The organism is Streptomyces rubellomurinus, assembly GCF_000961885.1.
In the GTDB taxonomy this organism is placed as follows: domain Bacteria; phylum Actinomycetota; class Actinomycetes; order Streptomycetales; family Streptomycetaceae; genus Kitasatospora; species Kitasatospora rubellomurina.
In genome coordinates this window covers 12216-39028 of record NZ_JZKH01000081.1, presented here as the reverse complement: position 1 = coordinate 39028, position 26813 = coordinate 12216, and the positions used below count along the sequence as shown (strand labels likewise).

At 74.8% G+C, this 26813-nt stretch carries 22 protein-coding genes and 2 pseudogenes; 18 read left to right on the top strand and 6 right to left on the bottom strand.

The genetic code is table 11. The features are described 5' to 3' along the window. On the bottom strand, positions 1-283 hold a 283-nt coding region (locus VM95_RS45785; protein ID WP_208615553.1), incomplete at its 3' end, for a hypothetical protein. A 456-nt stretch (positions 284-739) separates the two neighbouring features. Between VM95_RS45785 and VM95_RS39775 the strand changes: the two genes are divergently transcribed. Continuing rightward, a complete protein-coding gene (locus VM95_RS39775) occupies positions 740-1630 on the top strand; it encodes a tetratricopeptide repeat protein (protein ID WP_341846033.1) in 891 nt (296 codons plus the stop codon). Positions 1631-1744: 114 nt separating this feature from the next. Here the strand turns inward: VM95_RS39775 and VM95_RS29650 are convergent, their stop codons facing one another. Next, entirely contained in the window at positions 1745-3115 is a 1371-nt protein-coding gene (locus VM95_RS29650; protein ID WP_078860744.1) for a DUF1015 family protein, read from the bottom strand. Positions 3116-3207: 92 nt separating this feature from the next. Between VM95_RS29650 and VM95_RS29645 the strand changes: the two genes are divergently transcribed. Both VM95_RS29645 and VM95_RS29640 read left to right on the top strand, forming a co-directional pair. Continuing rightward, the gene (locus VM95_RS29645) at positions 3208-3759 is read left to right on the top strand and encodes a tetratricopeptide repeat protein (RefSeq protein WP_244178996.1); all 552 of its coding nucleotides are present in this window, start codon (positions 3208-3210) and stop codon (positions 3757-3759) included. A 93-nt stretch (positions 3760-3852) separates the two neighbouring features. Further along, complete coding sequence (locus VM95_RS29640) at positions 3853-4890, top strand: HAD-IIA family hydrolase (protein ID WP_045702493.1); 1038 nt, start codon at positions 3853-3855, stop codon at positions 4888-4890. 58 nt (positions 4891-4948) lie between these two features. Here the strand turns inward: VM95_RS29640 and VM95_RS29635 are convergent, their stop codons facing one another. Next, entirely contained in the window at positions 4949-5296 is a 348-nt protein-coding gene (locus VM95_RS29635; protein ID WP_045702490.1) for an SCP2 sterol-binding domain-containing protein, read from the bottom strand. A gap of 177 nt (positions 5297-5473) precedes the next feature. Between VM95_RS29635 and VM95_RS43840 the strand changes: the two genes are divergently transcribed. From VM95_RS43840 to VM95_RS29615, 4 genes are all read left to right on the top strand, one after another. After that, the gene (locus VM95_RS43840) at positions 5474-6319 is read left to right on the top strand and encodes a hypothetical protein (RefSeq protein ID WP_052707654.1); all 846 of its coding nucleotides are present in this window, start codon (positions 5474-5476) and stop codon (positions 6317-6319) included. Next, positions 6309-6530: a hypothetical protein gene (locus tag VM95_RS29625; RefSeq protein ID WP_244178995.1), complete on the top strand. Its 222-nt coding sequence runs from the start codon at positions 6309-6311 to the stop codon at positions 6528-6530. Before VM95_RS43840 ends, VM95_RS29625 begins: the two co-directional genes overlap by 11 nt. A gap of 36 nt (positions 6531-6566) precedes the next feature. After that, on the top strand, positions 6567-7373 hold the full coding sequence (locus tag VM95_RS29620) for a TlyA family RNA methyltransferase (RefSeq protein ID WP_045702484.1): 807 nt from the start codon (positions 6567-6569) through the stop codon (positions 7371-7373). 94 nt (positions 7374-7467) lie between these two features. After that, the gene (locus VM95_RS29615) at positions 7468-8376 is read left to right on the top strand and encodes an NAD kinase (RefSeq protein WP_045702481.1); all 909 of its coding nucleotides are present in this window, start codon (positions 7468-7470) and stop codon (positions 8374-8376) included. Positions 8377-8428: 52 nt separating this feature from the next. Here VM95_RS29615 and yczR read toward each other — a convergent pair whose 3' ends face one another. Then, positions 8429-9928, bottom strand: a complete 1500-nt coding sequence (gene yczR, locus VM95_RS29610) for a MocR-like transcription factor YczR (protein WP_045702478.1) — start codon at positions 9926-9928, stop codon at positions 8429-8431. A gap of 139 nt (positions 9929-10067) precedes the next feature. On the opposite strand from yczR, the gene yczE reads away from it, so the two are divergent. From yczE to VM95_RS29595, 3 genes are all read left to right on the top strand, one after another. After that, a complete protein-coding gene (yczE, locus tag VM95_RS29605; protein ID WP_425265370.1) occupies positions 10068-10766 on the top strand; it encodes a membrane protein YczE in 699 nt (232 codons plus the stop codon). Between the two features lie 88 nt (positions 10767-10854). Next, positions 10855-12588: a DNA repair protein RecN gene (recN, locus tag VM95_RS29600; RefSeq protein WP_208615552.1), complete on the top strand. Its 1734-nt coding sequence runs from the start codon at positions 10855-10857 to the stop codon at positions 12586-12588. Between the two features lie 194 nt (positions 12589-12782). Then, a complete protein-coding gene (locus VM95_RS29595) occupies positions 12783-13949 on the top strand; it encodes a glycosyltransferase family 4 protein (protein WP_078860740.1) in 1167 nt (388 codons plus the stop codon). A gap of 2 nt (positions 13950-13951) precedes the next feature. On the opposite strand, the pseudogene VM95_RS29590 reads toward VM95_RS29595, so the two are convergent. Together VM95_RS29590 and VM95_RS45710 are read right to left on the bottom strand one after the other, a co-directional pair. Continuing rightward, positions 13952-15652, bottom strand: a pseudogene (locus tag VM95_RS29590) (glycoside hydrolase family 15 protein); the annotation flags it as partial. 108 nt (positions 15653-15760) lie between these two features. After that, positions 15761-15958, bottom strand: a pseudogene (locus tag VM95_RS45710) (trehalase-like domain-containing protein); the annotation flags it as partial. A 734-nt stretch (positions 15959-16692) separates the two neighbouring features. Between VM95_RS45710 and VM95_RS29585 the strand changes: the two are divergent. From VM95_RS29585 to scpB, 8 genes are all read left to right on the top strand, one after another. Then, the gene (locus tag VM95_RS29585; RefSeq protein ID WP_045702467.1) at positions 16693-18372 is read left to right on the top strand and encodes a CTP synthase; all 1680 of its coding nucleotides are present in this window, start codon (positions 16693-16695) and stop codon (positions 18370-18372) included. A gap of 111 nt (positions 18373-18483) precedes the next feature. After that, the gene (locus tag VM95_RS29580; RefSeq protein ID WP_045702464.1) at positions 18484-19131 is read left to right on the top strand and encodes an NUDIX domain-containing protein; all 648 of its coding nucleotides are present in this window, start codon (positions 18484-18486) and stop codon (positions 19129-19131) included. Positions 19132-19335: 204 nt separating this feature from the next. After that, on the top strand, positions 19336-21498 hold the full coding sequence (locus VM95_RS29575) for a tetratricopeptide repeat protein (protein ID WP_157882238.1): 2163 nt from the start codon (positions 19336-19338) through the stop codon (positions 21496-21498). A 261-nt stretch (positions 21499-21759) separates the two neighbouring features. Further along, a complete protein-coding gene (gene ald / locus VM95_RS29570; RefSeq protein ID WP_045702462.1) occupies positions 21760-22875 on the top strand; it encodes an alanine dehydrogenase in 1116 nt (371 codons plus the stop codon). A 435-nt stretch (positions 22876-23310) separates the two neighbouring features. Further along, positions 23311-24378 carry a ParA family protein gene (locus VM95_RS29565; RefSeq protein WP_208615551.1) on the top strand — a complete coding sequence of 356 codons (1068 nt, stop codon included), beginning with the start codon at positions 23311-23313 and terminating at the stop codon, positions 24376-24378. Between the two features lie 41 nt (positions 24379-24419). Then, on the top strand, positions 24420-24938 hold the full coding sequence (locus VM95_RS29560; protein WP_078860748.1) for a hypothetical protein: 519 nt from the start codon (positions 24420-24422) through the stop codon (positions 24936-24938). Positions 24939-25049: 111 nt separating this feature from the next. After that, positions 25050-25925, top strand: coding sequence for a segregation and condensation protein A (locus VM95_RS29555; protein WP_063773582.1), 876 nt, complete (start codon positions 25050-25052; stop codon positions 25923-25925). A 245-nt stretch (positions 25926-26170) separates the two neighbouring features. Next, entirely contained in the window at positions 26171-26764 is a 594-nt protein-coding gene (gene scpB, locus VM95_RS29550) for an SMC-Scp complex subunit ScpB (RefSeq protein ID WP_052707656.1), read from the top strand. Positions 26765-26813 lie beyond the last annotated feature (49 nt).

Genomic DNA, 26813 nt, shown 5'->3' with positions numbered 1-26813 from the left:
GTCCGGTGGTGGCTTCAACCGTGACCGTGACGACCGCGGTGGCTTCCGTCGCGACGACCGTCCGTCCGGTGGCGGTTTCAACCGTGACCGTGACGACCGTGGCGGCTTCCGCCGTGACGACCGTCCGCAGGGCGGTGGCTTCCGCCGTGACGACCGTCCGCAGGGCGGCTTCCGCCGCGACGACCGCGATGACCGTCCGCGTCGCGACGACCGCCCCCAGGGTGGCGGCTTCAACCGCGACCGTGACGACCGTGGCGGCTTCCGCCGTGACGACCGTCCGCACGGTGGCGGTTTCCGTCGCGATGACCGTCCGCAGGGCGGCTTCCGCCGCGACGACCGCGACGAGCGTCCGCGTCGCGACGACCGTCCGTTCCGCGACCGTGACGACCGCCAGGGTGGCGGCTTCCGTCGCGATGACCGTCCGCAGGGTGGCGGGTTCCGTCGTGACGACCGTCCGTCCGGTGGTGGCTTCAACCGTGACCGTGACGACCGTGGCGGCTTCCGCCGCGACGACCGCCCCCAGGGCGGTGGCTTCCGCCGGGACGACCGTCCGCAGGGCGGCTACCGTCGCGACGACCGCCAGGGTGGCGGCTACCGGCGTGACGACCGCCGCGACGACCGCCGTGACGACCGCGGCGGCTACCGCCGGGACCAGCAGGACGACCGCCGGGGCAACTACGAGCCGGTCAAGCGCCTGCCGATCCCCGAGGACGTCACCGGCTTCGAGATCGACGCGGACGTGCGCCAGGAGCTCAAGAGCCTGCCCAAGACCCTCGCCGACGACGTCGCCCGCAACCTGGTGATGGTCGCCCGCCTGCTCGACAGCGAGCCGGAGGAGGCCTACCAGTACTCGCGCGTCGCGCTCCGCCTGGCCTCCCGCGTGGCCGCGGTCCGCGAGGCGGCCGGTTTCGCCTCGTACATGACGCAGCGTTACTCCGAGGCGCTGACCGAGTTCCGCGCCGCCCGCCGGATGACCGGCCGGGCCGACCTGTGGCCCGTGATGGCCGACTGCGAGCGCGGCCTGGGCCGCCCCGAGCGCGCGCTGGCGATGGCCGGCGAGCCCGAGGTGAAGCAGCTGGACAAGGCCGGCCAGGTCGAGATGCGTCTGGTGGCCGCCGGTGCCCGCACCGACATGGAGCAGTTCGACGCCGCCGTCGTGACCCTGCAGAGCCCGGAGCTGGCGTCCAGCACCGTGCACGCCTGGACGGCGCGCCTGCGTTACGCCTACGCCGAGGCGCTGATCGCCGCCGGCCGGGCCGACGAGGCCCGCGAGTGGTTCGCCAAGGCCGCCGAGGCGGACACGGACGGCAGCACCAACGCCTCGGAGCGGCTGGCCGAGATCGACGGTGTGGAGTTCACCGACGCGCTCGACCCCGAGCTGGAGGACGACGCGGCCGAGCAGGACGAGGCCCCCGCGAAGAAGCGCAGCGGCGACGTCGCCGACGACCGCGTGATCTTCGAGGACGAGGAGGACGTCGAGGAGTTCTACGACGAGGACGACCTCGAGATCGACGAGGACTTCGACGGCGTGGTCCCCGAGCGCGCCCAGGACGCCAAGTCGGACGACGCCAAGTCCGACGAGGTCAAGTCCGACGAGGTCAAGGCGGAGGACGCCAAGTCCGAGGCCTGAGCGCCCGCGTAGCAGGACGTAGTACGCCGTGAGGCCCTGCCGCTCCCCGGATTTTCCGGAGCGGTAGGGCCTCACTGCGTCCGGGGCGGGCCCGGAGGGGGGTGCCGAGGGGGATCAGCCCAGTTCGAGGTTGCGCAGCACCAGCCCGGTGGCCGGCTTCGGCCCGAAGGACGTGGACTTGCGCGGCATGGTGACGCCCTGTTCGGCGAGCCGGCGCACCACGCTCTCGCGCACCGGGTGCAGCAGGACGGCGGTGCCGCCGGTGCGGGCGGCCTCGCGTTCGGCGGCGGCGGCGGTGTGCAGGTAGCCGATGTCGTCGGGGCCGTCCGGGACGTTCCAGGTGCGGTCGAGCAGGGTGGCGTGCAGGACGGTGGCGTCCAGGTGGCGCCACTCCTCGGGTCGGTCGTGCGGGACGGTCTCGTCGAGCAGGCTCTCCTCGGGCTCGCTGAGCAGCCAGAAGACGCCGTCCCCGCCGGTGAGGACGAAGCCGTTGCCGCCGTGCCGCTTCTGCTCGGCGAGGGCCTGGAGGGCGGCGGTCAGCGGGCCGGGGACCTCCTTGACCTTCCAGTGGTCGCCGAGCCGGTTCAGCGCCTCGGCGATCGGCAGCCGGTAGAGCACCCGGTGGATGGCGCGGACCCGCAGCGGGTAGCGGGCGGTGTCGACGAGCAGCACCAGACCGCGGTCCCAGGGGCTGCGCGGCAGGTGGCGGTGCTCGCGCTGGAGCCGCAGGTACATCGCCCAGCGGTGGTGGCCGTCCGCGATGAGCGCCCGGCAGGTGGCCAGGTCGCGGCGGATCTCGGCGAGGTCGGCGGGGTCGGTGACGGCCCAGAGCCGGTGGTGGGTGCCGTCGCTGGTGGCGGTGGCCAGCAGCGGTTCGCCCTGGACCGTCCGCTCGAGGACGCCGGAGGCGCCGCCGTTGCCGCGGTAGGTGAGCAGCAGCGGTTCGAGGTTGGCCCGGGTGGTGCGCATCAGGCCGACCCGGTCGGCGACCGGGCGCGGCATGACGTCCTCGTGGGGGAGGACGACGCCGACCTCGGGCCCGCTGACCGCGAGCGCGCCGATCAGCCCGCGCTGGAGCAGTTCGGGGGTGTCGGCGGTGGCGGGCACCCGTTGCTCGTAGACGTAGAGCGCGGGCTCGGGGTCGGCGGCGAGGACGCCCTCGCGCTGCCAGGCGGCGAGCAGCCGGGCGGCGTGCCGGTACCGGGTGTCGCGGTCGGGGCGGTCCCCGGCGTCCTCGGGCTCGGGCCTGGGGAGGATCAGCCGGACGATGTTGTGCGGGTCGGCGGTCTCCAGGTCGAGGCGGCGCCCGGGGTCGACCACGTCGTACGGCGGTGACGTCACGGCGGCGAGCGTGCCGACCCGGTCGGGGTCGTAGCGCAGGCCGCGGAACGGGTACAGGGACAGGCCTGCGGTGGCGACGTGCCCGGGATCGCCGGGGCCGCCCTCGGGAGTCTCGACTCCGTCATCTGCACTGGGTGTGCTCATTCTGGGCATCGTAATCGGGTACGCGTTGTTGAGAGATCGGAATGTCCGCCCGGATTCGACCGGGGGGCGTGCGACCGAGGGCGAGGTACGGCGTGGACGACGGTCAGGAGCGGGCGGGGGGCGGGCCGGAGGAGACGGTCGGCGCGGTGCCGGTGCCGGCGCAGAGCCGCGCCGGGGAGCCGGCCGGTGACGTGTACGAGTGGTTCCGCCGGGGCGGGAAGCTGCTGGCGCAGGGCAACCCGGCGGCGGCCGAGCAGCTGCTGGCCCGGGCGGCGGCGGTCGAGCCGCACTCGCGCAGCATCCGGGAGACGCTGGCGCGCGCCCAGTTCGACGCCGGTTCGTACGCGGCGGCGCTGGAGAACTTCCGGGCCGTGGCACTGGCCGATCCCTCGGACGACTACGCTCAGTTCGGGTGGGGCGTCGCGGCGGCCCGGCTGGGCGACTTCGAGACGTCCGTCGAGCACCTGGCGCTGGCCGTGGCGATGCGGCCGGAGACGGACCACTACCGGGCCGCGCTGCGGCAGTCCCGGGCCACTCTGGCGGCCCGTGCCGGGGCGTTCGGCCCGCTGCTGCCGGGGGCGCCCGGGTACCTGGAGCCCCCGGCGGGCTCCGACCGGGCCGGGGCGGGCGACGAGGCGCCGTGACCGGCCGGCGGTGAACGACGCAGAGCCAACGACGCGACGACCGACGCAACGACCCGAAGCAACGAACGACGCAGTGAACGAGGTAGCGAAGGCATGACCGAGACGGCCACCCCCGTGCGACGCACCGCCCCCGGCGGCAGCGCCGCCCCGCTGACCGAGGCGTACGACACGGCGCTGCTGGACCTGGACGGCGTGGTCTACGCGGGCGCGCACGCGATCGAGCACGCCGTGCCCTCGCTGGACGCGGCCCGGGCGGCGGGGATGCGGCTCGCGTACGTGACCAACAACGCCTCGCGGCCGCCCCGGGTGGTGGCCGAGCACCTGACCGAGCTGGGCGTGCCGGCCGAGCCGGACGACGTGATCAACTCGGCGCAGGCGGCCGCCCGGGTGGTCGCCGAGAAGGTGCCGGCCGGGGCGAAGGTGCTGGTCGTGGGCGGCGCCGGCCTGGTGGAGGCGCTGGCCGAGCACGGTCTGGTGGCCGTCCGCTCGCTCGCCGAGGAGCCGCTGGCGGTGGTCCAGGGCTTCGATCCCTCGGTGGGCTGGGCGCAGCTGGCCGAGGCCTCGTACGCGGTACAGAGCGGGCTGCCGTGGGTGGCGTCGAACACCGACATGACGGTCCCGAGGTCCGAGGGCATCGCGCCCGGCAACGGGACGCTGGTCGCGGCGGTGCGGGCGGCCACCGGCGTGGAGCCGGAGGTGGCGGGCAAGCCGCTGCCGCCGATGCACCGGGAAACGATTCTGCGGACCGGCGCGCGGCGGCCGCTGGTGGTCGGCGATCGGCTGGACACCGACATCGAGGGCGCGTTCAACGGCGGCGTGGACAGCCTGCTGGTGTTCACCGGGGTGACCACGCCGGCCGAGCTGCTGGCGGCGCCGGTCGAGCACCGGCCCACCTACCTGGCGGCGGACCTGCGCGGCCTGCTGGTCGCGCACCCCGGGGTGACGGCGGCGGGCGGCGGCTTCGCCTGCGGCGGCTGGACGGCGGTGGCCGAGGGCGGCGCGCTGCGGGTGGTCGGCGCGGGGGACCGCTGGGACGGCCTGCGGGCGCTGTGCGCGGCGGCCTGGACGGCGCTGGACGCGGACGGTTCGCCGGTGGACGGCGGCAAAGCGCTGGCCGAGCTGGGGTTCTGAGCCTGGGGTTCCAAGTCCGGGGCTCTGGGTTCGGGGTACCGGGCTTGGGGTTCTGAGCTCAGAGCAGGGTGCGCAGCCGCAGCAGGTCGCGGAAGCCGGCCTCGAGCCGGACCCGCCCGCTCGCCCAGGCGGAGGCGAAGTTGAGCTCGCCGCCGACCAGGGCGAGCAGGTCGTCGCTGGCCATGGTGAGCCGTATCTCGGCCTTCTCGGCGGGGGCACCGGGAGCGGAGACGACGTCCTGGATGCGGCCGTCGCGCAGGCGGCCGGTGAAGGTCAGGTCGAGGTCGGTGATCCGGCAGCTGAGCGAGCGGTCGAGGGCGGCGGCCTTGCGGACGTCCCCGGTGGACTTCGCCATGTTCCGGCTGAGCTGTTCCAGCGCCTCGCGGCATTCCTCGGCGTCGGCCATGGCGGTGTGTCCATCCCCGGTGGTGGCGGTCCTGACTGCGGGGCCACGGTACCGCAGGCCGTCATTGGCGGTAGCGTCGTCAGTGGAACGGCCCGGAGCGGGCCCGGAACGGCCCGGAACGGCCCGGGTACCGCAGGGCGACGGAGCGACGCGCGCAGGCGCTAAGGAGGCACCCGGATGCTGCCGAGGACGGTGCGGGGAGCGGTGGCGGTGGCCGCCGTGGTGGTGGAGGAGGTCGGCAAGCGGGTCGTCGGGACGGCGGCCGCGGTCCTGGAGAAGACCGGGGTCGACGTCGCCGAGGTCGAGCGCCGCCTGGGCGGGCAGTTCCCGCCGTCCGCCGAGAAGCTGCAGGCGCTGGCCGGCGAGGCGCTCACGGCCGGGCGGGCCGGGGTGGACCTGGCGGTCGGGGTGGCGCGCGGCGAGGTCGAGAAGGTCTTCGAGAAGGTCGGCGACCAGGTGACCAAGGTGGGCGTGGTGCTGGCCTACCTGGAGAACAAGCTGAGCGACCTCGAAGGGGAGCAGGCTCCGGAGGCCGGGCCCGAGCCGGACGCGAACGCCTACGCGGACCTGTACGCCGATCCGTACGCGAGCCGGTACGCGGCCGAGGGGGCGGACATGGAGCCCGCGCCGGCGCCCCGGGCGGACGAGCTGTTCGGGCGCGGCTGGGAGCGGGACGCGGACGAGTGGGCGGAGCAGCAGGTGCCGGCGGAGCCGATAGCGGCCGAGCGGGTGGAGGTGGACGAGCCGGTCGAGGTCGACCCGCCCGTCGCGCCGGTGAAGCGGGCGCCCGTGAAGAAGGCGCTGGCGAAGAAGGCCGCCGTGAAGAAGGCCGCCGTGAAGAAGGCCGCCGCGAAGAAGACGGCTGCGAAGAAGACGGCCGCGAGCACGACGACCGCGAGGACGACGGCCGCAGCGAAGAAGACGGCGGCGCAGCAGGCGGCGACGGCGAAGAAGACCACGACGAAGAAGACCACCGTCCGCAAGGCCACCAGCCGGAAGCAGCCCGATGTCCGTGACGAGTGAGCCCGCCGGCACCGCCGGGGAAGCCGCCGGGCCCGTCCAGCAGGTCGGGCCGCTCGGCGTCGAACTGACCCCGACCGGCCACCCGGTGGTGGACGCCGGGCTGGTCCGGCTGGAGGCGTTGGACGGGGTGCCGGCCGAGGCACACGTCGCGGTGTACGAAGATGTTCACCAGCGGCTCGCCGACACGCTGGCCGCGCTCGACCAGGAATGATCCGTAGGACCCGTAGGAGCTGAAGCACCAGTGGCAGTGGCACGACGCCGACTCGACGCGGAGCTGGTCCGCCGCAAGCTGGCCCGGTCGCGGGAGCACGCGTCCGAGCTGATCGCGGCCGGCCGGGTGACGGTCGGCGGCACCACCGCGACCAAGCCGGCCACCCAGGTGGAGACCTCGGCGGCCGTCGTGGTGGCCAAGGACGACAACGACCCCGACTACGTCTCGCGCGGCGGCCACAAGCTGGCCGGGGCGTTCGCGGCCTTCGTGCCGCAGGGCCTGGTGGTCGAGGGCCGCCGGGCGCTGGACGCGGGCGCCTCCACCGGCGGCTTCACCGACGTGCTGCTGCGCGCCGGCGCGGCCCACGTGCTGGCGGTGGACGTCGGCTACGGGCAGCTCGCCTGGTCGCTGCAGAGCGACGAGCGGGTGACGGTGATGGACCGCACCAACGTCCGCGAGCTGACCCCGGAGCTGATCGGCGGCACGCTCGTCGACCTGGTGGTCGGCGACCTGTCCTTCATCTCGCTCGGCCTGGTGCTGCCGGCGCTCGCCTCCTGCGCGGCCCAGGACGCGGACCTGGTGATGATGGTCAAGCCGCAGTTCGAGATCGGCAAGGAGCGGCTGGGCAGCGGCGGCGTGGTGCGCAGCCCGCAGCTGCGCGCCGAGATGGTGCGCCAGGTCGCCGGGCAGGCGTGGGAGCTGGGGTTGGGCGTGCGCGCCGTCACCGCGAGCCCCCTGCCGGGCCCGTCCGGGAACGTCGAGTACTTCCTCTGGCTGCGCCGGGACGCCCCGCAGCTGGACCCCGCGGAGGCGGACCGGGCCGTGGCGGAGGGGCCTCGGTAGGCTCCTCTGCGGGCGTCCGGTCCGTCATGCTGGGTGACGCGACCGCACCGGGGCCGAGGGGTGACCCGGCGAGGCGTAGGGAGAGGGCAGCGGCATGAGCGATGAAGAGCGCACGGTCTTCCTGATCGCGCACACCGGCCGGGAGGCGGCGCTGCGCAGCGTCGAGGCGCTGGTGCACGGGCTGCTGAAGGCGGGCATCCGGATCAGACTGCTCGCCTCCGAGGCGGTCGGGCTGGACCTGCCGGACGGCGTCGAGAAGGTGGCCGAGGGGCCGGGTGCGGCGGACGGCTGCGAGCTGATCCTGGTCGCCGGCGGCGACGGCACGCTGCTGCGCGGGGCCGAACTGGCGCGCTCGCACGGGCTGCCGATGCTCGGGATCAACCTGGGCCGGGTCGGCTTCCTGGCGGAGGCCGAGCGGGACGACCTGGCCGTGGTGGTCGAGCGGGTGGTCGAGGCCGACTACGAGGTCGAGGAGCGGATGACGATCGACGTGATCGTCCGCACCAACGGCGATGTGGTGCACCGGGACTGGGCGCTGAACGAGGCGTCGATCGAGAAGGCCTCCCGGGAGCGGATGCTGGAGGTGGTGACCGAGGTGGACGGCCGTCCGGTCTCCAACTTCGGTTGCGACGGGGTGGTGTGCGCGACGCCGACCGGCTCCACCGCGTACGCGTTCTCCGGCGGCGGGCCGGTGGTGTGGCCGGAGGTGGAGGCGCTGCTGATGGTGCCGATCTCCGCGCACGCGCTGTTCGCCCGCCCGCTGGTGACCTCGCCGGATTCGGTGCTGGCCGTCGAGGTGCAGCCGAAGACCCCGCACGGGGTGCTGTGGTGCGACGGGCGGCGCTCGGTCGAACTGCCCGCCGGCGCGCGGGTGGAGGTGCGCCGGGGGCAGACGCCGGTGCGGCTGGCCAGACTGCACCGGGCGCCGTTCACCGACCGGCTGGTCGCCAAGTTCGCGCTGCCGGTGACGGGTTGGCGCGGGCGCTCCAACACGCACCACTGACAGGCTGGTTGACGGGTCGCCGGGCGGCCGGCCGGGTGTCAGGCCGCCGGCGTCAGACCGCCAGCGGCTGCGCCTCGTCGGCCGGGCCGAGCCGCCCGCCGGCCGTCACGCCGGCGGCCAGCGCGGCCAGCCGGTCGACGGCGTCCGGCACGGCCGGGGCGGGCACCGTGAACGGGATGCGGATGTGGTGCTCGAACGCGCCGTCCGAGCCGAACCGGTTGCCCGCGGCGATCCGGATCCCGGCCTGTTCGCCGGCCTGCGCCAGCGCCGCGCCGGACAGGGTGCCGGTGGACACCCACAGCGAGAGGCCGCCGGGCGGCGTCCGGAAGCTCCAGCCGGGCAGCCGCTCGGGCAGTTCCGCGGCGAAGGCGTGGGCGGTGGCGCGCAGCCGGTCCAGCTGGTGGGCCCGCACCTCGGGGAGCGGGTCGCCGAGCAGCTCGGCGGCGATCAGCTGCTCCAGCACCGGGGTGCCGACGTCGCTGTAGACCCGCTCGGTGGCCAGCCGGCGCACCAGCGAGGGCGCGGCCCGTACCCAGCCGATCCGCAGGCCGCCCCAGAGCAGCTTGCCGGCCGAGCCCACGGTGACCACCTGGGCGGCCCGGTCCAGCGCGGCCATGGGCCGCGGCAGCGGCTCGGACTCCGGGACGCCCCAGGCGAGTTCGGCGGTGGTCTCGTCGACCAGGACGACGCTTCCGGCGGCCCGGGCGGCGGCCAGCAGCTCGCGGCGCTGCTCCTCGGGGATCAGCGTGCCGGTCGGGTTGTGGAAGTCCGGCATGACGTAGGCGGCCTTGGGGGCGGCGCCGCGCAGCACGTGGCGCCACTCGTCGAGGTCCCAGGCGGGGACGGGGGCGAGGGTGTTCGGCACCGGGACCAGCCGGGCGCCGGTGATCCGCAGGGCCTGCAGGGTGTGCGCGTAGCTGGGCGCCTCGACGGCGACCCGGTCGCCGCGGCCGATCAGCACCCGCTGGACCAGGTGCAGGCCGCCCATCGCGCCGGTGGTGATCAGGATCTGGTCGGGGGTGGTGGGCAGCCCGCGCTCGGTGTAGCGGCGGGCGACGGCCTCGCGCAGCACCGGGACGCCGGTGGGGTAGTGGCCGTGTCCGGCGGCGTAGTACGGCAGCTGCTCGACGGCCCGGGCGGCGGCGGCGCCGACCCAGGGCTGCGGGGCGGGCAGCGCGGCCACGCCGAGGTCGAGGGTGCGGCCCTGCTCGTGCGGCGGGACGGGGTGCAGGGCGTCCCCGGGCGGCGGGGCGCCCTCGGGCAGGGCGGTCCAGCTGCCGGAGCCGCGGCGGCTGTGCAGGTAGCCGTCGCCGCGCAGGGTCTCGTACGCGGTGGCGACGGTGGTGCGGCTCAGGTCGAGGGCGGCGGCCAGTTCGCGTTCGGCGGGCAGCCGGGCGCCCACCGGCAGCCGGCCCTCGGTGACCAGCAGCCGGATCTGCCCGGCGAGGGTGCGGTAGGCGGGGCGGCGGGCGGTGGCGGGCTCGGGGAGCCGGGCGGTCGCGAGCAGCCGGGCGAGCGTCGGGGGTGTGACGGTGGTGTGCCAGTCGGCCATGGCGCAGGCTCTTCCAGTCCACTTGCTCGGGATTGGCCCTGGAGCGGGCCGCTTTGGCCTCCTCATCATGGCAGGGCGGCCTTCGAGTCCGCCACCACCGGGCCGCCCCCGGGGTGCAGTACCACCGCGGGAGCACCAGTTGGCCAGCACGACCACGCCACGACCGACCACCCCTCCATCCGCCCCCCGAGCCGCCCGGCCGGGCCTCGCCGTCCGCGTGCTCGGCGACACCCACCTCCTCGGCCGCCGCTCCGCCCAGCTCTTCGTCGGCCTGGCCGTGTACGGCGTCAGCATGGCGCTGATGCTCCGCTCCGGCCTCGGCCTCGACCCCTGGGACGTCCTCCACCAGGGCCTGCAGCGCAGCCTCGGCCTCTCGGTCGGCGCCTGGGTGACCCTCTGCGGCGCCTTGGTGCTGCTGCTGTGGATCCCGCTGCGCCAGCGCCCGGGCCTGGGCACCGTCGCCAACGTGCTGCTGATCGGCGCGGCCATGGACCTCACCCTGCGGCTGTTCGACGGCCCGCAGGGCTGGCCCGCCCGGATCGCGCTGATGGCCGGCGCGATCGTGCTCAACGCCGTGGCCACCGGTCTCTACATCGGCGCCCGCTTCGGCCCCGGCCCGCGCGACGGCCTGATGACCGGCCTGCACCGGCGCACCGGCCGTTCGCTGCGGCTGATCCGCACCGGCATCGAGGTGGCGGTGCTCGCGGTCGGCATCCTGCTCGGCGGCACCGCCGGGGTCGGCACCGTCGCGTACGCGCTGGCCATCGGCCCGCTGGTGCAGGTGTTCCTGCCCTGGTTGACCGTCCCCGGCCCGGCGCAAACGCCCCGGAAGGGATGAACTTCCGGGCACGGAGTTGCCGCGCGCCGTTGCCGCTCGTCGCGCGCCGGGGGTGGAACCTCGTAAGGTCGTCTCCGTGTTGGACGAGATGCGGATACGGGATCTTGGGGTCATCGACGACGCGGTGGTCGAACTCGCCCCCGGCTTCACCGCCGTGACCGGCGAGACCGGTGCAGGCAAGACCATGGTCGTGACCAGCCTCGGCCTGCTGCTCGGCGGCCGCGCCGACCCGGGCCTGGTGCGCAACGGCACCGGGCGCGCCGTGGTCGAGGGCCGGCTGGAACTGCCCGCCGACTCCCCGGTCGCGGCCCGCGCGATCGAGGCGGGCGCCGAACTGGACGACGGCGCGCTGCTGGTCAGCCGCACCGTCTCGGCGGAGGGCCGCTCGCGGGCGTACGTCGGCGGCCGGGCCGTCCCGGTCGGCCTGCTCGCCGAGCTCGGCGAGGACCTGATCGCCGTGCACGGCCAGACCGACCAGCAGCGGCTGCTGCGCCCGGCCCGCCAGCGCGGCGCCCTGGACCGCTACGCGGGCGAGGCGGTGGCCGAGCCGCTGGCCCGCTACCGGGAGACCTACCGCGCCCTGCGCGAGGTCGCGGCCACCCTGGAGGAGCTGACCACCCGGGCCCGCGAGCGCGCCCAGGAGGCCGACCTGCTGCGCTTCGGCCTGGACGAGGTCGCCGCCGCCGAGCCCGTCGCCGGGGAGGACGCCGAGCTGGCCGCCGAGGCCGAGCGGCTGGGCCACGCCGACGCGCTGTCCTCCGCCGCCACGCTCGCGCACGCCGCCCTGGCCGGCGACCCGGCCGATCCGGAGGCGCTGGACGCCGGCACCCTGCTCGCCCAGTCCCGGCGCGCCCTGGAGGCCGTCCGCCACCACGACGAGCGGCTGGCGGCGCTCGCCGACCGCCTCAACGAGGTCGGCTACCTGCTCGCCGACGTCGCCGGCGACCTGGCCGGCTACGCGGACGACCTGGACGCCGACCCGGTGCGCCTGTCCGCCGTCGAGGACCGCCGGGCCGTCCTCGCCCAGCTGCTGCGCAAGTACGGCGGCGAGGAGAACACCCTGGCCGAGGTGATCGCCTGGGCCGAGGCCGGCGCCGCCCGGCTGCTCGAACTGGACGGCGACGACGACCGGATCGACGAGCTCGGCGCCCGGGAGACCGAGCTGCGGGCCGAGCTGGCCGAGCTGGCCGCCGAGGTGTCGGCCGCCCGGCAGGCCGCCGCCGGCCGCTTCGCCGACGCCGTCTCCGCCGAACTCGCCGAACTGGCCATGCCGCACGCCCGGGTGACCTTCTCGATCACCCAGGTCGACGACCTGGCCGGGCTGGAGGTCGACGGCCGCACCGTCGCCTACGGCCCGCACGGCGTGGACGAGGTCGAGGTGCTGCTCGCCCCGCACCCCGGCGCCCAGCCCCGTCCGATCGCCAAGGGCGCCTCCGGCGGTGAGCTGTCCCGCGTGATGCTCGCCGTCGAGGTGGTCTTCGCGGGCGCCGACCCCGTCCCCACCTACCTGTTCGACGAGGTGGACGCGGGCGTCGGCGGCAAGGCCGCGGTCGAGATCGGCCGCCGGCTGGCCAAACTCGCCGAATCCGCCCAGGTCGTGGTGGTCACCCACCTCCCGCAGGTCGCCGCGTTCGCGGACCGGCACCTGGTGGTGGAGAAGACCAACGACGGCACCGTCACCCGCAGCGGCGTCAAGGTGCTGAACGACGAGGAGCGGGTGCGCGAACTCTCCCGGATGCTGGCCGGCCTGGAGGACTCGGAGCTGGGCCGCGCCCACGCCGAGGAACTGCTGGCCGCAGCCCGGGCGCCCCGCCGCTCCTAGGCCGGCCGGCGGCTCTCGGGCTCGTCCCGACGAGCCCCGGGACGGCGACGCGCCCCGGGTGGCGCCGACTGTCCAAGAGGGCCGCCGACCTGGCATGGTGGCGGCTGGACACTGGCTTTCCAGTCCCGAGCGCCGCCGGCGAGCGATCCTCGCGAAGCGGTGCGCGAACCTGATCGAGTCGGATGCGAGACGACGTGGACCATTCCGCTGCCCGGGCCACCGCGGCCGCCCCCGAACCGGGGCAGCTGCACGTGGTTCTCGTCCTGGCCGCCAGCACCGGCGGCATCGGCGCGCACGTGCGCTCCCTGGCGCAGGGCCTGGTCGCGCACGGCGTGCTGGTCACGGTCTGCGCGCCGGCCGGCACCGACGCGCTGTTCGGCTTCTCCCGCACCGGCGCGCGGTTCCACACCGTCGACATCACCCCCACCGCGGGCGCCCGCAGCGACGCCACCGCGATCGGCGAGCTCCGCCGGGCCTTCACCGGCGCCGACGTGGTGCACGCCCACGGGCTGCGCGCCGGGCTGCTCTCCGACCTCGCGCTGCGCACCGCCGGCCGCTTCCCCGGCCTGCGCCCGCAGACCCCGCTGGTGGTCACCTCGCACCACGCGCTGCTCGCCACCGGCATGGAGCGGCGGCTGCAACGGCTGATGGAACGCCGGGTCGCCCGCGCCGCCGACCTCGTCCTCGGCGCCTCCTCCGACCTGGTCGCCCGGGCCCGCGAACTCGGCGCCACCGACGCCCGGCTGGGCCCGGTGGCCGCCCCGCCGATGCCCGAGGGCCGGCTCGGCCGCGCCGAGGCCCGCGCCGCGCTGCTCGGCGACGGCCCGGACCGCCCGCTGGTGCTCGGCGTCGGCCGGCTCGTCCCGCAGAAGGCCTTCGGCGTGCTGCTGGACGCCACCCGCGAACTGGCCGCGTCGGCCCCCGAGCCGCTGGTGCTGCTCGCCGGGGACGGCCCCGAGGCGGGCCCGCTGCGCGAGCGGGCGGCCGCCGAGAAGCTGCCCGTGCGGCTGCTCGGCTACCGCACGGACGTGCCCGACCTGCTGGCCGCCGCCGACGTGGTGGTGGTCTCCAGCCGCTGGGAGGCCCGCTCGCTGGTGGTGCAGGAGGCGATGCGGGCCGGCGTGCCGGTGGTCGCCACCGCGGTCGGCGGCATCCCCGAACTGGTCGGCGACGCCGCCGTGCTGGTGCCCTCCGGCGACGCGGCCGCGCTCGGCCGGGCGGTCGGCGAGCTGCTCGCCGACCCGGCCCGCCGCGAGCGCCTGGCGGCGGCCGGCCGGCAGCAGGCCGAGACCTGGCCGGACGAGGCCGCCACCGTCGCCCAGGTGCTCAGCACCTACGACGAACTCGTGCAGCGCGGTTAGTCCTACACCGTCGCCCGCTCGGTCCGGTCGGCGGCCAGGCCGTCCGGCTGGGCCGACAGGTAGGCGGCGCCGCAGGCGGTCAGCCGCAGGGCGGTGTCGATCAGCGGGACGTGGCTGAAGGCCTGCGGGAAGTTGCCGACCTGCCGCTTGAGCCGCGGGTCCCACTCCTCGGCGAGCAGCCCGAGGTCGTTGCGCAGCGCCAGCAGCCGGTCGAACAGCTCGCGGGCCTCCTGCACCCGGCCGATCATGGCCAGGTCGTCGGCGAGCCAGAACGAGCAGGCCAGGAAGGCCCCTTCGTGGCCGGACAGGCCGTCCACGTTGTTCCCGGACTCGTCGTGGGTCGGGTAGCGCAGCACGAAGCCGTCCTCGGTGGACAGTTCGCGCTGGATCGCCTCGATGGTGCCGATCACGCGCTTGTCGTCCGGCGGCAGGAAGCCGACCTGCGGGATGAGCAGCAGCGAGGCGTCCAGCTCCTTGCCGCCGTAGTACTGCGTGAAGGTGTTGCGCTCCGGGTCGTAGCCCTTCTCGCAGACGTCCCGGTGGATGGTGTCGCGCAGTTCGCGCCAGCGCTCCAGGTGGCCGCCGGCGGGCGCGTCCTCGGGGGTCTGCTCCAGCAGCTTGATGGTGCGGTCGACGGCGACCCAGGCCATCACCTTGGAGTGGACGAAGTGCCGGCGCGGGCCGCGCACCTCCCAGATGCCCTCGTCCGGGTTCTGCCAGTGGTCCTCCAGGTACTCGATCAGGCGCAGCTGGAGGTGGTGGGCGTGGTCGTTGCGCACCAGGCCGGTCATGTGGGCCAGGTGCAGGGCCTCCACCACCTCGCCGTAGACGTCGAGTTGGAGCTGCCCGGCGGCGCCGTTGCCGATCCGGACGGGCTGCGAGCCCTCGTAGCCGGGCAGCCAGTCGAGCGAGGACTCGGTGAGTTCGCGCTCGCCGGCGATGCCGTACATGATCTGCAGGTTCTCCGGGTCCCCGGCGACGGCCCGCAGCAGCCACTCGCGCCAGGCGCGGGCCTCGTCGCGGTAGCCGGTGCGCAGCAGCGAGGAGAGGGTGATCGCGGCGTCGCGCAGCCAGGTGTAGCGGTAGTCCCAGTTGCGCTCGCCGCCGATGTCCTCGGGCAGCGAGGTGGTGGGGGCGGCGACGATGCCGCCGGTGGGGGCGTAGGTGAGGCCCTTGAGGGTGATCAGCGAGCGGATCACGGCCTCGCGGTAGGGGCCCTGGTAGGTGCACTGCCCGGCCCACTCGTGCCAGAAGTCGGCGGTGGCGTCGAGCATCTCCTCGGCGTCCGGGACGGCCGGCGCGTCGAGGTGGGAGGCCTGCCAGGTGAGGGCGAAGGCGATCCGCTCGCCGGCGGTGACGGTGAAGTCGGCGTAGGTGGTGAGGTCGCGCCCGTACGTCTCGGCCTCGCCGTCCAGCCAGACCGAGTCGGGCCCGGCGACGGCGACGGTGCGGTGGCCGCCGTCCGCCTGCTCCATGCGGTGGACCCAGGGCACCACCCGGCCGTACGAGAAGCGCATCCGCACCGCCGAGCGCATCCGGACGGTGCCGGCCACTCCCTCGACGATCCGGATCACCTGCGGGACGGCGTCCCGGCCGGCCAGCGGGCGCGGCGGCATGAAGTCGATCACCCGCACGGTGCCGCCCTGGGCGTCCCACTCCTGCTCCAGGATCAGCGAGTCGCCCCGGTAGCGGCGGCGGTCGGCCGGCACGGCGGGGGCGGCGGCGGTGGGCGGCGGGACGCGCAGGTCGATGGTGTCGGCGAGGCGGACCCGGCCGGCGGCCGCGGCGAGTGCGCCGGCGGCCGGGGCGGGGGCCGGGACGTCGCTCAGGACGGCTTCGGCCGGGCCGATCCGCCAGAAGCCGTGTTCATCGGTGCCGAGGAGGCCGGCGAAGACGGCCGGTGAGTCGAAACGGGGGAGGCAGAGCCAGTCCACCGCCCCGTCCCTGCTGACCAGGGCAGCGGTCTGCATGTCCCCGATGAGTGCGTAGTCCTCGATACGGCCGGCCACGTGGATCTCCAGTTCGCAATGTGGTCAGGACGCATCGGCGATCCGGGGGAGCGAGCGGTCTGCGGGGCCGGAGGTCCACCCCGGGACGTCCGGCCCGCCGGAGGGTGGTGGCGGGCCTTGCTGGAGTGTCCGCGCGGGGCTCGGTAGGCCCCTGAGGTGGGTGGGGAGGAGCTTGGAATACGGGGAGGTCCGGTCGCGCATCGGGGACCGGGAGCGCCTGACCCTCCCACGCCCTCCGCGTGCTCGTGCTGTCGGCGATGCGTCCGTGCAGCTTACGACGGACGAAAGGGGCGAAGCACGCGGGCGCAGCCTCGTGTGGCGCCGCAATTCGGCGGAAATGCCGTGCATCGCGGGCCCGGCGGTCAGGATGGCCCGGAAGGATCACCTCCGGGTGGTCCCGTGGGAGGGGGCACCATGGCCCGTACGGCGTGCCGTCCGGGGCCCCGGAGTGGCCCGGTCCGACCGGCGTGCGACCGGTGGGACGGGTGCGGCGCGTGGTGCGCCGGTGGTGCGCCCCCCGCGCGCCGGTGGTGCCGGGCGGGCGGGCCGGAAGGCGACCGTGCCGAGGCACTGTTACCCTGGTATCCCGTGGACCGGTGGGATCAAACGCCCCGGACCAGCCGAACCGACGACCCCCCGAGCGCCGTGCACACCGCACCGGGCTCCCGTCGTCCGGCGACCCCGTGAGCCTCCCACCACGTCACCTTCGACACGCGACCCACGGGAGCCCCCTCTTGGCACAGCCCCATTCCGGCAAGGCAGCGAACGGCCGCGCCGTGACGACCAAGCACCTCTTCGTCACCGGGGGTGTCGCCTCTTCGCTCGGCAAGGGGCTGACCGCCTCCAGCCTCGGCGCGCTGCTCAAGGCCCGCGGCCTGCGCGTGACGATGCAGAAGCTCGACCCGTACCTCAACGTGGACCCGGGCACCATGAACCCGTTCCAGCACGGTGAGGTCTTCGTCACCGACGACGGCGCCGAGACCGACCTGGACATCGGCCACTACGAGCGGTTCCTCGACACCAACCTGCACGGCTCGGCGAACGTCACCACCGGCCAGGTGTACTCGACGGTCATCGCCAAGGAGCGCCGCGGCGAGTACCTGGGCGACACCGTCCAGGTCATCCCGCACATCACCAACGAGATCAAGTCCCGGATCCGCCGGATGGCGACCGAGGACGTCGACGTGGTGATCACCGAGGTCGGCGGCACCGTCGGCGACATCGAGTCGCTGCCGTTCCTGGAGGCCGTCCGCCAGGTCCGCCACGAGGTCGGCCGGGACAACGTCTTCTTCGTGCACGTCTCCCTGCTGCCGTACATCGGCCCCTCGGGCGAGCTGAAGACCAAGCCCACCCAGCACTCGGTGGCCGCCCTGCGCAACATCGGCATCCAGCCGGACGCCATCGTGCTGCGCGCCGACCGCGAGGTCCCGCAGGCGATCAAGCGCAAGATCTCCCTGATGTGCGACGTGGACGAGGAGGCCGTGGTCGCGGCCATCGACGCCAAGTCGATCTACGACATCCCGAAGGTGCTGCACGGCGAGGGCCTGGACGCCTACGTGGTGCGCCGCCTGGACCTGCCGTTCCGCGACGTGGACTGGACCACCTGGGACGACCTGCTGCGCCGCGTCCACGAGCCGCAGCACATCGTCAAGGTCGCCCTGGTCGGCAAGTACATCGACCTGCCGGACGCCTACCTGTCGGTGACCGAGGCGCTGCGCGCCGGCGGCTTCGCCAACAACGCCCGGGTCGAGATCAAGTGGGTCACCTCGGACGACTGCGAGACCCCCGAGGGCGCCCAGGCGCAGCTCGGTGACGTCGACGCGATCTGCATCCCCGGCGGTTTCGGCGACCGCGGCGTCAACGGCAAGGTCGGCGCGATCACCTTCGCCCGCGAGAACAAGGTCCCGCTGCTCGGCCTGTGCCTGGGTCTGCAGTGCGTGGTCATCGAGGCCGCCCGCAACCTGGCCGGCCTGCCCGAGGCCAACTCCACCGAGTTCGACGCCGCCGCCAAGCACCCGGTCGTCTCCACCATGGCCGAGCAGCTGGCGATCGTCGACGGCAAGGGCGACCTGGGCGGCACCATGCGCCTGGGCCTGTACCCGGCCAAGCTCGCCGAGGGCTCGATCGTCCGCGAGGTCTACGGCGGCGAGCAGTACGTCGAGGAGCGCCACCGCCACCGCTACGAGGTCAACAACGCGTACCGCGCGGACCTGGAGAAGACCGGCCTGCAGTTCTCCGGTCTCTCTCCCAAGGGCGACCTGGTCGAGTACGTCGAGTACCCGCGCGAGGTGCACCCCTACCTGGTCGCCACCCAGGCGCACCCGGAGCTGAAGTCCCGCCCGACCCGCCCGCACCCGCTGTTCGCGGGCCTGGTCAAGGCGGCCATCGAGATCAAGACCTCGGCCGCCGAGTAGTCCCGAGCAGCCCCGAGCAGTCCCCGCTGTTCACCGGACGGCGGCCCCGCGATTCCCGCGGGGCCGCCGTCCGGCGTTAGATTGTGTCGTACTGACGAAAAGGGGAGTGCGATGGACGAGCAGAGCGGCCAGGGGATCGCCGACGCGGCCGAGGAGTGGGAGGTCCGCGACAGCCGGACGCCGTTCCAGGGCAAGGTCACCGGCGTGCGCAGCGAGGAGGTCCGGATGCCGGACGGCAGCTGGGCCCGCCGCGACTACCAGACCCACCCGGGCTCGGTCTCGGTGCTCGCCCTCGACGAGCAGCAGCGGGTCCTGGTGCTGCGCCAGTACCGCCACCCCGTGCGCCAGCGGCTGTGGGAGCTGCCGGCCGGCCTGCTCGACGTGCCCGGCGAGAACCCGTGGCACGCCGCCCAGCGGGAGCTGTACGAGGAGGCGCACTGCAAGGCCGACACCTGGCGGATCCTCGCCGACTACTACACCTCCCCGGGCGGCACCGACGAGGCGCTGCGGATGTTCCTGGCCACCGACCTGTCGGCCGCCGAGGGCGAGCGCTACGAGGCCGAGGGCGAGGAGCTGCAGATCGAGCTCGCCTGGGTGCCGGTGCCGGAGCTGATCCGGCTGATCCACGCCGGGCGGCTGCACAACCCCACCCTGATCACCGGCACCCTGGCCGTGCACGCCGCGCTCACCTCCCCGGCGGGCCTGGACGGGCTGCGCCCGGCCGACGCGCCGTGGCCGGCCCGGCCGTTCACCGCCTGATCCGCTTCAGCGCCCGATCGGGGGGCGGGCCGTGCGGCCCGTTGATTCGCCCGGGTGATTCGCCGGTTCGTACGACCGGATGGCACCTCGGCTGATCGGCCGGTCGAACTACGCTTCGCAGGCAGGGCGCCCGTTCCGGGCGGCCCGCGCCGAGCGCGGTGAGCGCCGGATGCCGAGCGCCGGAGGACAGCGGGAGTGGCACGGGTGGCGAGGAAGACCGCGACGATGGACCCCGGCTCCGACGCGCCCGCCGGGCTCGCCCCCGGACTGGAACGGCTGCCCGCCGGGCCGACGCTGTTCGTCGGGCGGCGCTCCGAGCTCGCCGCGCTGCGGGCCGCCGCCGCCCGTCCGGCCAGCGGGCGCTGCCCGGTGCTGGTGCTGGCCGGGCGGCCCGGCTCCGGCCGGACGGCGCTCGCCGTCCGCTTCGCCCGTACCACCGCCGCCGACTACCCGGACGGCGTGCTGTTCGCCCGGCTGTCCGCCCCGGACGGCTCCCGGGTGCCGCCGGCCCGGGCGGCCCGGCTGCTGCTGGAGCAGCTGGACCCGGAGGCCGCCGTGCCGCTGCCCGGTGCCGCCGAGGACGGGCGGGACGAGCCCGGCTGCGTGGCGCTGCGCGCGGCGCTGGCCGGGCGGCGGGTGCTGCTGGTGCTGGACGACGTCCGGGACGCCGGGCAGCTGTGGCCGCTGCTCGCCGACGAGCCGGGCTGCCTGGTGCTCGCCACCACGGCCGGGCCGCTCACCGGGATCGAGGACATCGATCCGGTGATCCTCGGCGGGCTGGACCGGCCGGCCTCCGGCGAGCTGCTGGCCGACCTGGTCGGCGGCACCCGGATCTCCTGCGACCCGGTCGGCGGCGCCGACCTGGCCGAGGCCTGCGCGTCCCGGCCGGCCGCGCTGCGGCTGATGGCCGGCTGGCTGCGGGCCAGTCCGAAGAGCGCGGTGACGGAGGCGGTGCGGGAGCTGCACCGGGCGGTGGCGGAGGAGTCGGCGCCGCCGGTGAAGGGGGACACCGCCGCCGCCGAGCCGGCCGTCGAGTCCGCGCCGGCGAAGCCCGTCAAGCCCGTCACGCCTGTCAAGGACGGGAAGGCCGTCAAGGCCGGGAAGCCCGGGAAGCCCGGGAAGCCCGGGAAGCCGGTCGGGGCCGAGAAGCCCGTGAACGCCGAGCAGCCGCAGAAGGGGCAGGAGAAGGGGGAGACGGCGGAGAAGGGAGGGAAGGGGGACAAGGAGGGGAAGGGGACCGGGGCCGCCGGGGCGGCCGGCTGGGTGAAGCCGGCGCCGGAGCCGGCCGAGCCGGTGCCCGTCCCCGACACGGACCCGCTGATCGGCGCGTTCACCCTGCTCTACCGCACGCTGCCGCCCGCCCGGGCCCGGATGCTGCGCGCCCTCACCCTCGCCCCGGCGCAGACCGCCGACCCGCGGACCGCCTCCGCCCTGGTCGGCTGCCCGGTGCCGGAGGCGGCCGAGACGCTGGCGGCGCTCGCCGAGCGGGAACTGCTCGGCGAGGAGGCGCCCGCCGAGGACGGCACCCCGCGCTACCGGGTGCCCGGGCGGCTCTACCCGCGGCTGGTGCGGCTGCGCGAGCGGGAGGACCGGCCCACCGAGACCGAGCTGGCCCGGGCCCGGCTGCTGGAGCGGCTGGTCCGGCTCACCGACACCGCCCGCGCCCTGCTCGACCCGGCCTCCGGCCCCGCCCCGGAGCCGCTGCCCGCCGCGCTGCGGCTGCACTCGGCCGCGCACGCCCGGCAGTGGCTGCTCGGCGAGCGGGAGCTGCTGCTCGGCGCGGTGGCCGACGCGATCGGCCAGGGCGACCTGGACGGCTCGGCCGGGCGGCTGGTCACCGCGCTGCTGCGGGCGCTGCCGCTGACCGGCGCCGCCGCCCCCGCCGACCTGTACCGGCTGCACGAGCTGGTGCTGACCGTCGCCGAGCGCAACGGCCGGCCGCGCCGGGCCTCCGCCGCGCTGCTCAACCTGGGCGACCTCCAGGTGGCGGCGGGCCGCTGGGAGCAGGCCGCCGGGCACTACCGGGCCGCGCTGGAGCACGCCCGTGCGGTCGGGGACGAACCGCTGTGCGCCCGGGCCCTGGAGGGCGCGGCCGGCTGCCACCGGGCGCTCGGCGACGCGGTGCGCGCCGCCGACTGGTACGGGCGGGCGCTCGGCCTGCGGCAGTCGCTCGGCGACCGGGCGGCGGAGGCCCGGCTGCTGGCCCGGGTGGCCGAGGCGCACACCGCCCAGCGCCGTTTCGAGGAGGCCGACCGGGAGTACCGGGCGGCGCTCGCGGTGCTGCGCCGGCTCGGCGACGAGCGCGGCCGGGAGGCGGTCGGGGCGGCCCTCGCGGACCTGCGGGAACGGGTCGACGGCGGGTGGTGAGGGGTGTTTCCGGAGTATCGTCGTAGTTGTCCGGTTGGCGTGCATTGCCTGGGTAAGCGGTAGGGGAAGCCTACGAACCTGCCAATGCATCCGGAAAATTTATTCACTTTGGAAGGCTGACAGGCCGACTGGGCTTCATTACACTCGAACTCAGTCGCGCAGCGATCCCCTGCCACGGGCATGCCCGGAGGCTTCCCCCCGCGCGCGTCGCCCACCGGTTTTCGCCGGTTGGTCCCCCATGGCAAGAGGACGTGTTCAGTCGTGAAGGTCGGCATCCCCCGCGAGGTCAAGAACCACGAGTACCGCGTGGCCATCACGCCCGCCGGCGTGCATGAGCTGGTCCGCAACGGGCACGAGGTCTACATCGAGGACAACGCCGGTGTCGGCTCCTCGATCCCCAACGAGGAGTACGTGGCCGCCGGCGCCACCATCCTCCCCACCGCCGACGAGGTGTGGGCCACCGCCGACCTCCTGCTGAAGGTCAAGGAGCCGATCGCCTCCGAGTACCACCGGCTGCGCAAGGGGCAGACCCTCTTCACCTACCTGCACCTGGCGGCCGACCGGGCCGGCACCGACGCGCTGGTCGCCTCCGGCACCACCGCCATCGCGTACGAGACCGTCCAGCTGGGCAACGGCGCGCTGCCGCTGCTCGCCCCGATGTCCGAGGTCGCGGGCCGGCTGGCCCCGCAGGTCGGCTCCTACCACCTGATGCGCCCGGCCGGCGGCCGCGGCGTGCTGCCCGGCGGCGTGCCCGGCACCCACCCGGCCAAGTGCGTCGTCATCGGCGGCGGCGTCTCCGGCTGGCACGCGGCCACCATCGCCATCGGCATGGGCTACGACGTGACCCTGCTCGACCGCGACATCAACAAGCTGCGCGAGGCCGACCGCATCTTCGGCACGAAGATCAAGGCCATCATGTCCAACTCCTTCGAGCTGGAGAAGGCCGTCATCGAGGCCGACCTGGTCATCGGCGCCGTGCTGATCCCGGGCGCCAAGGCCCCGAAGCTGGTCACCAACGAGCTGGTCTCCCGGATGAAGCCGGGCTCCGTGCTCGTCGACATCGCCATCGACCAGGGCGGCTGCTTCGAGGACTCGCACCCGACCACGCACGCCGAGCCGACCTTCCAGGTCCACAACTCCGTGTTCTACTGCGTGGCGAACATGCCGGGCGCCGTCCCGAACACCTCCACCTACGCGCTGACCAACGCGACGCTGCCGTACGTCGTCGAGCTGGCCAACCGCGGGTGGAAGGAGGCGCTGCGCCGCGACGCCGCGCTCGCCAAGGGCCTGAACGTGCACGAGGGCCAGATCACCTTCCCGGCCGTCGCCGAGGCCTTCGGCCTGGAGTCGGTCACGCTGGAGAGCGTGCTCGCCTGAACACCCTGACCGCACGGCGGTCGTTCGCCCCCGATCCGATCCCCTCGGATCGGGGGCTTCGCCGCGCCCGTGCGCGGCGGGCAGCCCGGGCGGGTCGCTCTGTCGTCAATTTCGGTCGGTCGTGTCACCCGACCGCACCCGCGTGCGGAAACGTCGGCCTCCGTGACCCGCTCATCCCTTGACAGCAGCCCGCCCGAGAGTCGACACATCCGGCCCTCTACCGTGGATTGTGTTGCTGCGAACGCCTGAAACGGCCTAGAGTCGCAAACCGTCGGCATGCTGCCACGCTGACGAATCGACATAGAGTCCGGGACGCCCAAGGAGGTAAGACGACTTGTGAATGAGTCGACAATTGCTCCCGGGGGTGGTCAGCCAGGACTGGCGGAGCTCACCGCCGGCCAGCCGAGTGAGGAGCCCGGGGCCCGGCAGCCCTCCGTGGGCTCGGCCGAGGTCGGCTCGGTCGCACTCCGTACCTTCGAAGCACGCCAGAACACAGCACAGGTGACCACGGTGACCGATCACGACGCCGACTTGGCGGCCTACGGCCTGGCCTACGGCGAGTTCGCCTACGGCGCCTACGACGACCCGGACGCCGAGTACGAGCCCGACCCGGAGTACGCCGCCACGCTGGCCCCGGACGCCGCGCGCCAGCGCCGCGAGCGGATCGGCCCCACCGGCCGTCCGCAGCCGTACTTCCCGATCCCCGCGCCGGTCGCCGAGCACGGCCCCGCCCAGATCATCGCCATGTGCAACCAGAAGGGCGGCGTCGGCAAGACCACGTCGACCATCAACCTGGGCGCGGCGCTGGCCGAGTACGGCCGCCGGGTGCTGCTCGTCGACTTCGACCCGCAGGGCGCGCTCTCGGTCGGACTGGGCGTCAACCCGATGGAGCTGGACGTCACCGTCTACAACCTGCTCATGGAGCGGGGCCTGACGGCCGACGAGGTGTTGCTCAAGACGGCCGTGCCGGGCATGGACCTGCTGCCGTCCAACATCGACCTCTCCGCCGCCGAGGTGCAGCTGGTCAGCGAGGTGGCCCGGGAGTCCGCGCTGGCGCGCGCCCTGAAGCCGCTGCTGCCCGACTACGACTACGTCATCATCGACTGCCAGCCCTCGCTGGGCCTGCTGACGGTCAATGCGCTGACGGCCGCTCACAGCGTGATCGTGCCGCTGGAGTGCGAGTTCTTCGCGCTGCGCGGCGTCGCGCTGCTGACCGAGACGATCGAGAAGGTCTGCGAGCGGCTCAACCCCGACCTGCGCCTGGACGGCATCCTCGCGACCATGTACGACTCGCGCACCGTGCACAGCCGCGAGGTGCTGGCGCGCGTCGTCGAGGCGTTCGGCGAGCACGTCTTCCACACCGTCATCGGCCGGACCGTGCGCTTCCCGGAGACCACCGTCGCCGGCGAGCCCATCACCACGTACGCCACCAACTCGGTCGGCGCCGCCGCCTACCGCCAGCTCGCCAGGGAGGTGCTCGACCGGTGCCGCCCCGCCGAGTGAGTCTCCCGGGTGCCGACGAGCTGTTCCGGACCACCGGCGGGATGGCGCTGTCGCCGTCCCTCGCGCCGCGTCCGGCCGCCGAGGCATCCAGACCGGAGACCGCGCGGACCGTCAACGGCACGGACGGCGCCGAGGGCGCCGGGGCCGTCCCGGGCGCCCAGGGGCCCCAGGACGACCGTCAGCAGCCCTCCGAGCAGCAGCAGGCCGCCGGGGTGCCGGCGCCCGCGCAGCGGCCCGCCACGGCGGCCGCCGGGGGCCAGGGTGCCCGCCAGCACCCCGGCGGGGCCGAGGAACAGCCCGCCGCGGCCGGGCGCGCCCGCCCGCGCGGCCGCGCGCCGCGCCGCCCGAGCGGGCGCGAGCGGCACGACGAGAAGATCACCGTGTACGTGTCCGCCGAGGAACTGATGGACCTCGAGCACGCCCGGCTGGTCCTGCGCGGCGAGCACGGCCTGGCCGTCGACCGCGGGCGGATCGTCCGGGAGGCCATCGCGGTCGTCCTGGCGGACCTGGAGCAGCGCGGAGAGGCCTCGATCCTGGTCCGGCGGCTGCGCGGGCGCTGACGCGCCGGGCGCGGCAGCGCGTCGGTCGGGCGTCGGTAGGGTGCCGGCCGGGCGGCGTGTCGGCGGCCCCGGGGCGGGGCCGGTGACCGGCCCGGGTGAAGATGGACCGCCATGCCGAGCACCACCGAACCAGCCGCCAGCACCGCGAACGCGACCGAGGACCCGTCGCGGGGCGGCTTCCGGGTGCGGCTGGACAACTTCGAAGGCCCCTTCGACCTGCTGCTGAGCCTGATCGCCAAGCACAAGCTGGACGTCACCGAGGTGGCGCTGGCCACCGTGACGGACGACTTCATGGCGCACATCCGGGCGATGGGCCCGGACTGGGACCTGGACGCCGCCACCGAGTTCCTGGTCGTCGCCGCCACCCTGCTCGACCTCAAGGCCGCCCGGCTGCTGCCCGTCGCCGAGGTCGAGGACGAGGCGGACCTCGCCCTGCTGGAAGCCCGCGACCTGCTGTTCGCCCGATTGCTGCAGTACCGGGCCTACAAGCGGGCCGCGGCGCTGTTCGGCGAGCGCTGGGCCGCCGAGCTGCTGCGCCGGCCGCGCTCCGCGGCCCTGGAGCCCCGGCACGCCGCGCTGCTGCCCGAGGTCGTCCTCACCATCGGGCCGCAGCGGCTGGCCGAGCTCGCGGCCAAGGCGATGGAGCCGAAGCCGAAGCCGGTGGTGTACGTGGACCACATCCACAGCCCGCCGGTCAGCGTCCGTGAGCAGGCCGGGCTGGTGGTGCGGCTGCTCACCGAGCTGGGCGAGGCCACCTTCCAGCAGCTGGTGGCGGACGCGCCGGACACCCTGGTGGTGGTCGCCCGCTTCCTGGCGCTGCTGGAGCTGTACCGGGAGAAGGCGCTCGACTTCGCCCAGCCGGAGGCGCTCGGCGAGCTGCGGGTGCGCTGGGTCGCCGAGCCGGGCCGGGGGCCGGTCGAGGTGACGGACGAGTTCGACCGCCCGGCGGGCGGGGCCGGGAAGGACGAGGAGGACGGGCGCGGATGAGCGGCACGAGCGGGGCCCACGGCGGCGACGGCGGCGGGCGGCCGGTGCGGCGCCCGCTCGGGCTGCCCGGGCAGCCGCGGGACGGCGAGTGGCTGGAGCCGGTCTTCGAGCTGCTGCCGGAGCCGGTTCCCGGCGAGGACGCCGCGGCGCAGGCCCGGGTCGTGCACCAGAAGTCGACCCCGCCGACGTCCGACGCACCGCAGGCCCCGGACAGGGAGCTGCGGGCCGCGCTGGAGGCGATCCTGATGGTCGTCGACGAGCCCGCCGGGGAGGAGCGGCTGGCCGGCGTGCTGGAGCGCCCCCGGGCCGAGGTGGCGGTCGCGCTGCGCGAGCTGTCCGCCGAGTACACCGCCCAGGGCCGGGGCTTCGACCTGCGGCTGGTCGCCGGCGGCTGGCGCTTCTACAGCCGGGAGGGCTGCGCGCCGGCCGTCGACCGCTACCTGCTGGACGGCCAGCAGGCCCGGCTCACCCAGGCCGCGCTGGAGACCCTGGCGGTCGTCGCCTACCGGCAGCCGGTGTCCAGATCCCGGGTTTCCGCCGTCCGCGGTGTGAACTGTGACGGCGTGATGCGTACCCTGGTACAGCGAGGACTGGTGGAAGAGGCCGGATCCGAGCCCGAAACAGGTGCGATCCTGTATCGGACGACGAACTACTTCCTGGAACGGATGGGGCTCCGCGGCCTGGACGAGCTGCCGGAACTCGCACCCTTCCTGCCCGAGGTCGACGACGTGGAAGCGGAGTCCCTGGAGGGCACGATGATCGCGGAGGCGGTCGCCGCCGCTGCCGCGCAGGCCGCGGACGGCAGTGGCGAGGCCGATCGGGCCGGGCCCGATCGGTAGGGGGCGGTGAGGTCGGCCGAGACGACCGCACGGCCCAGACGGAAAACGA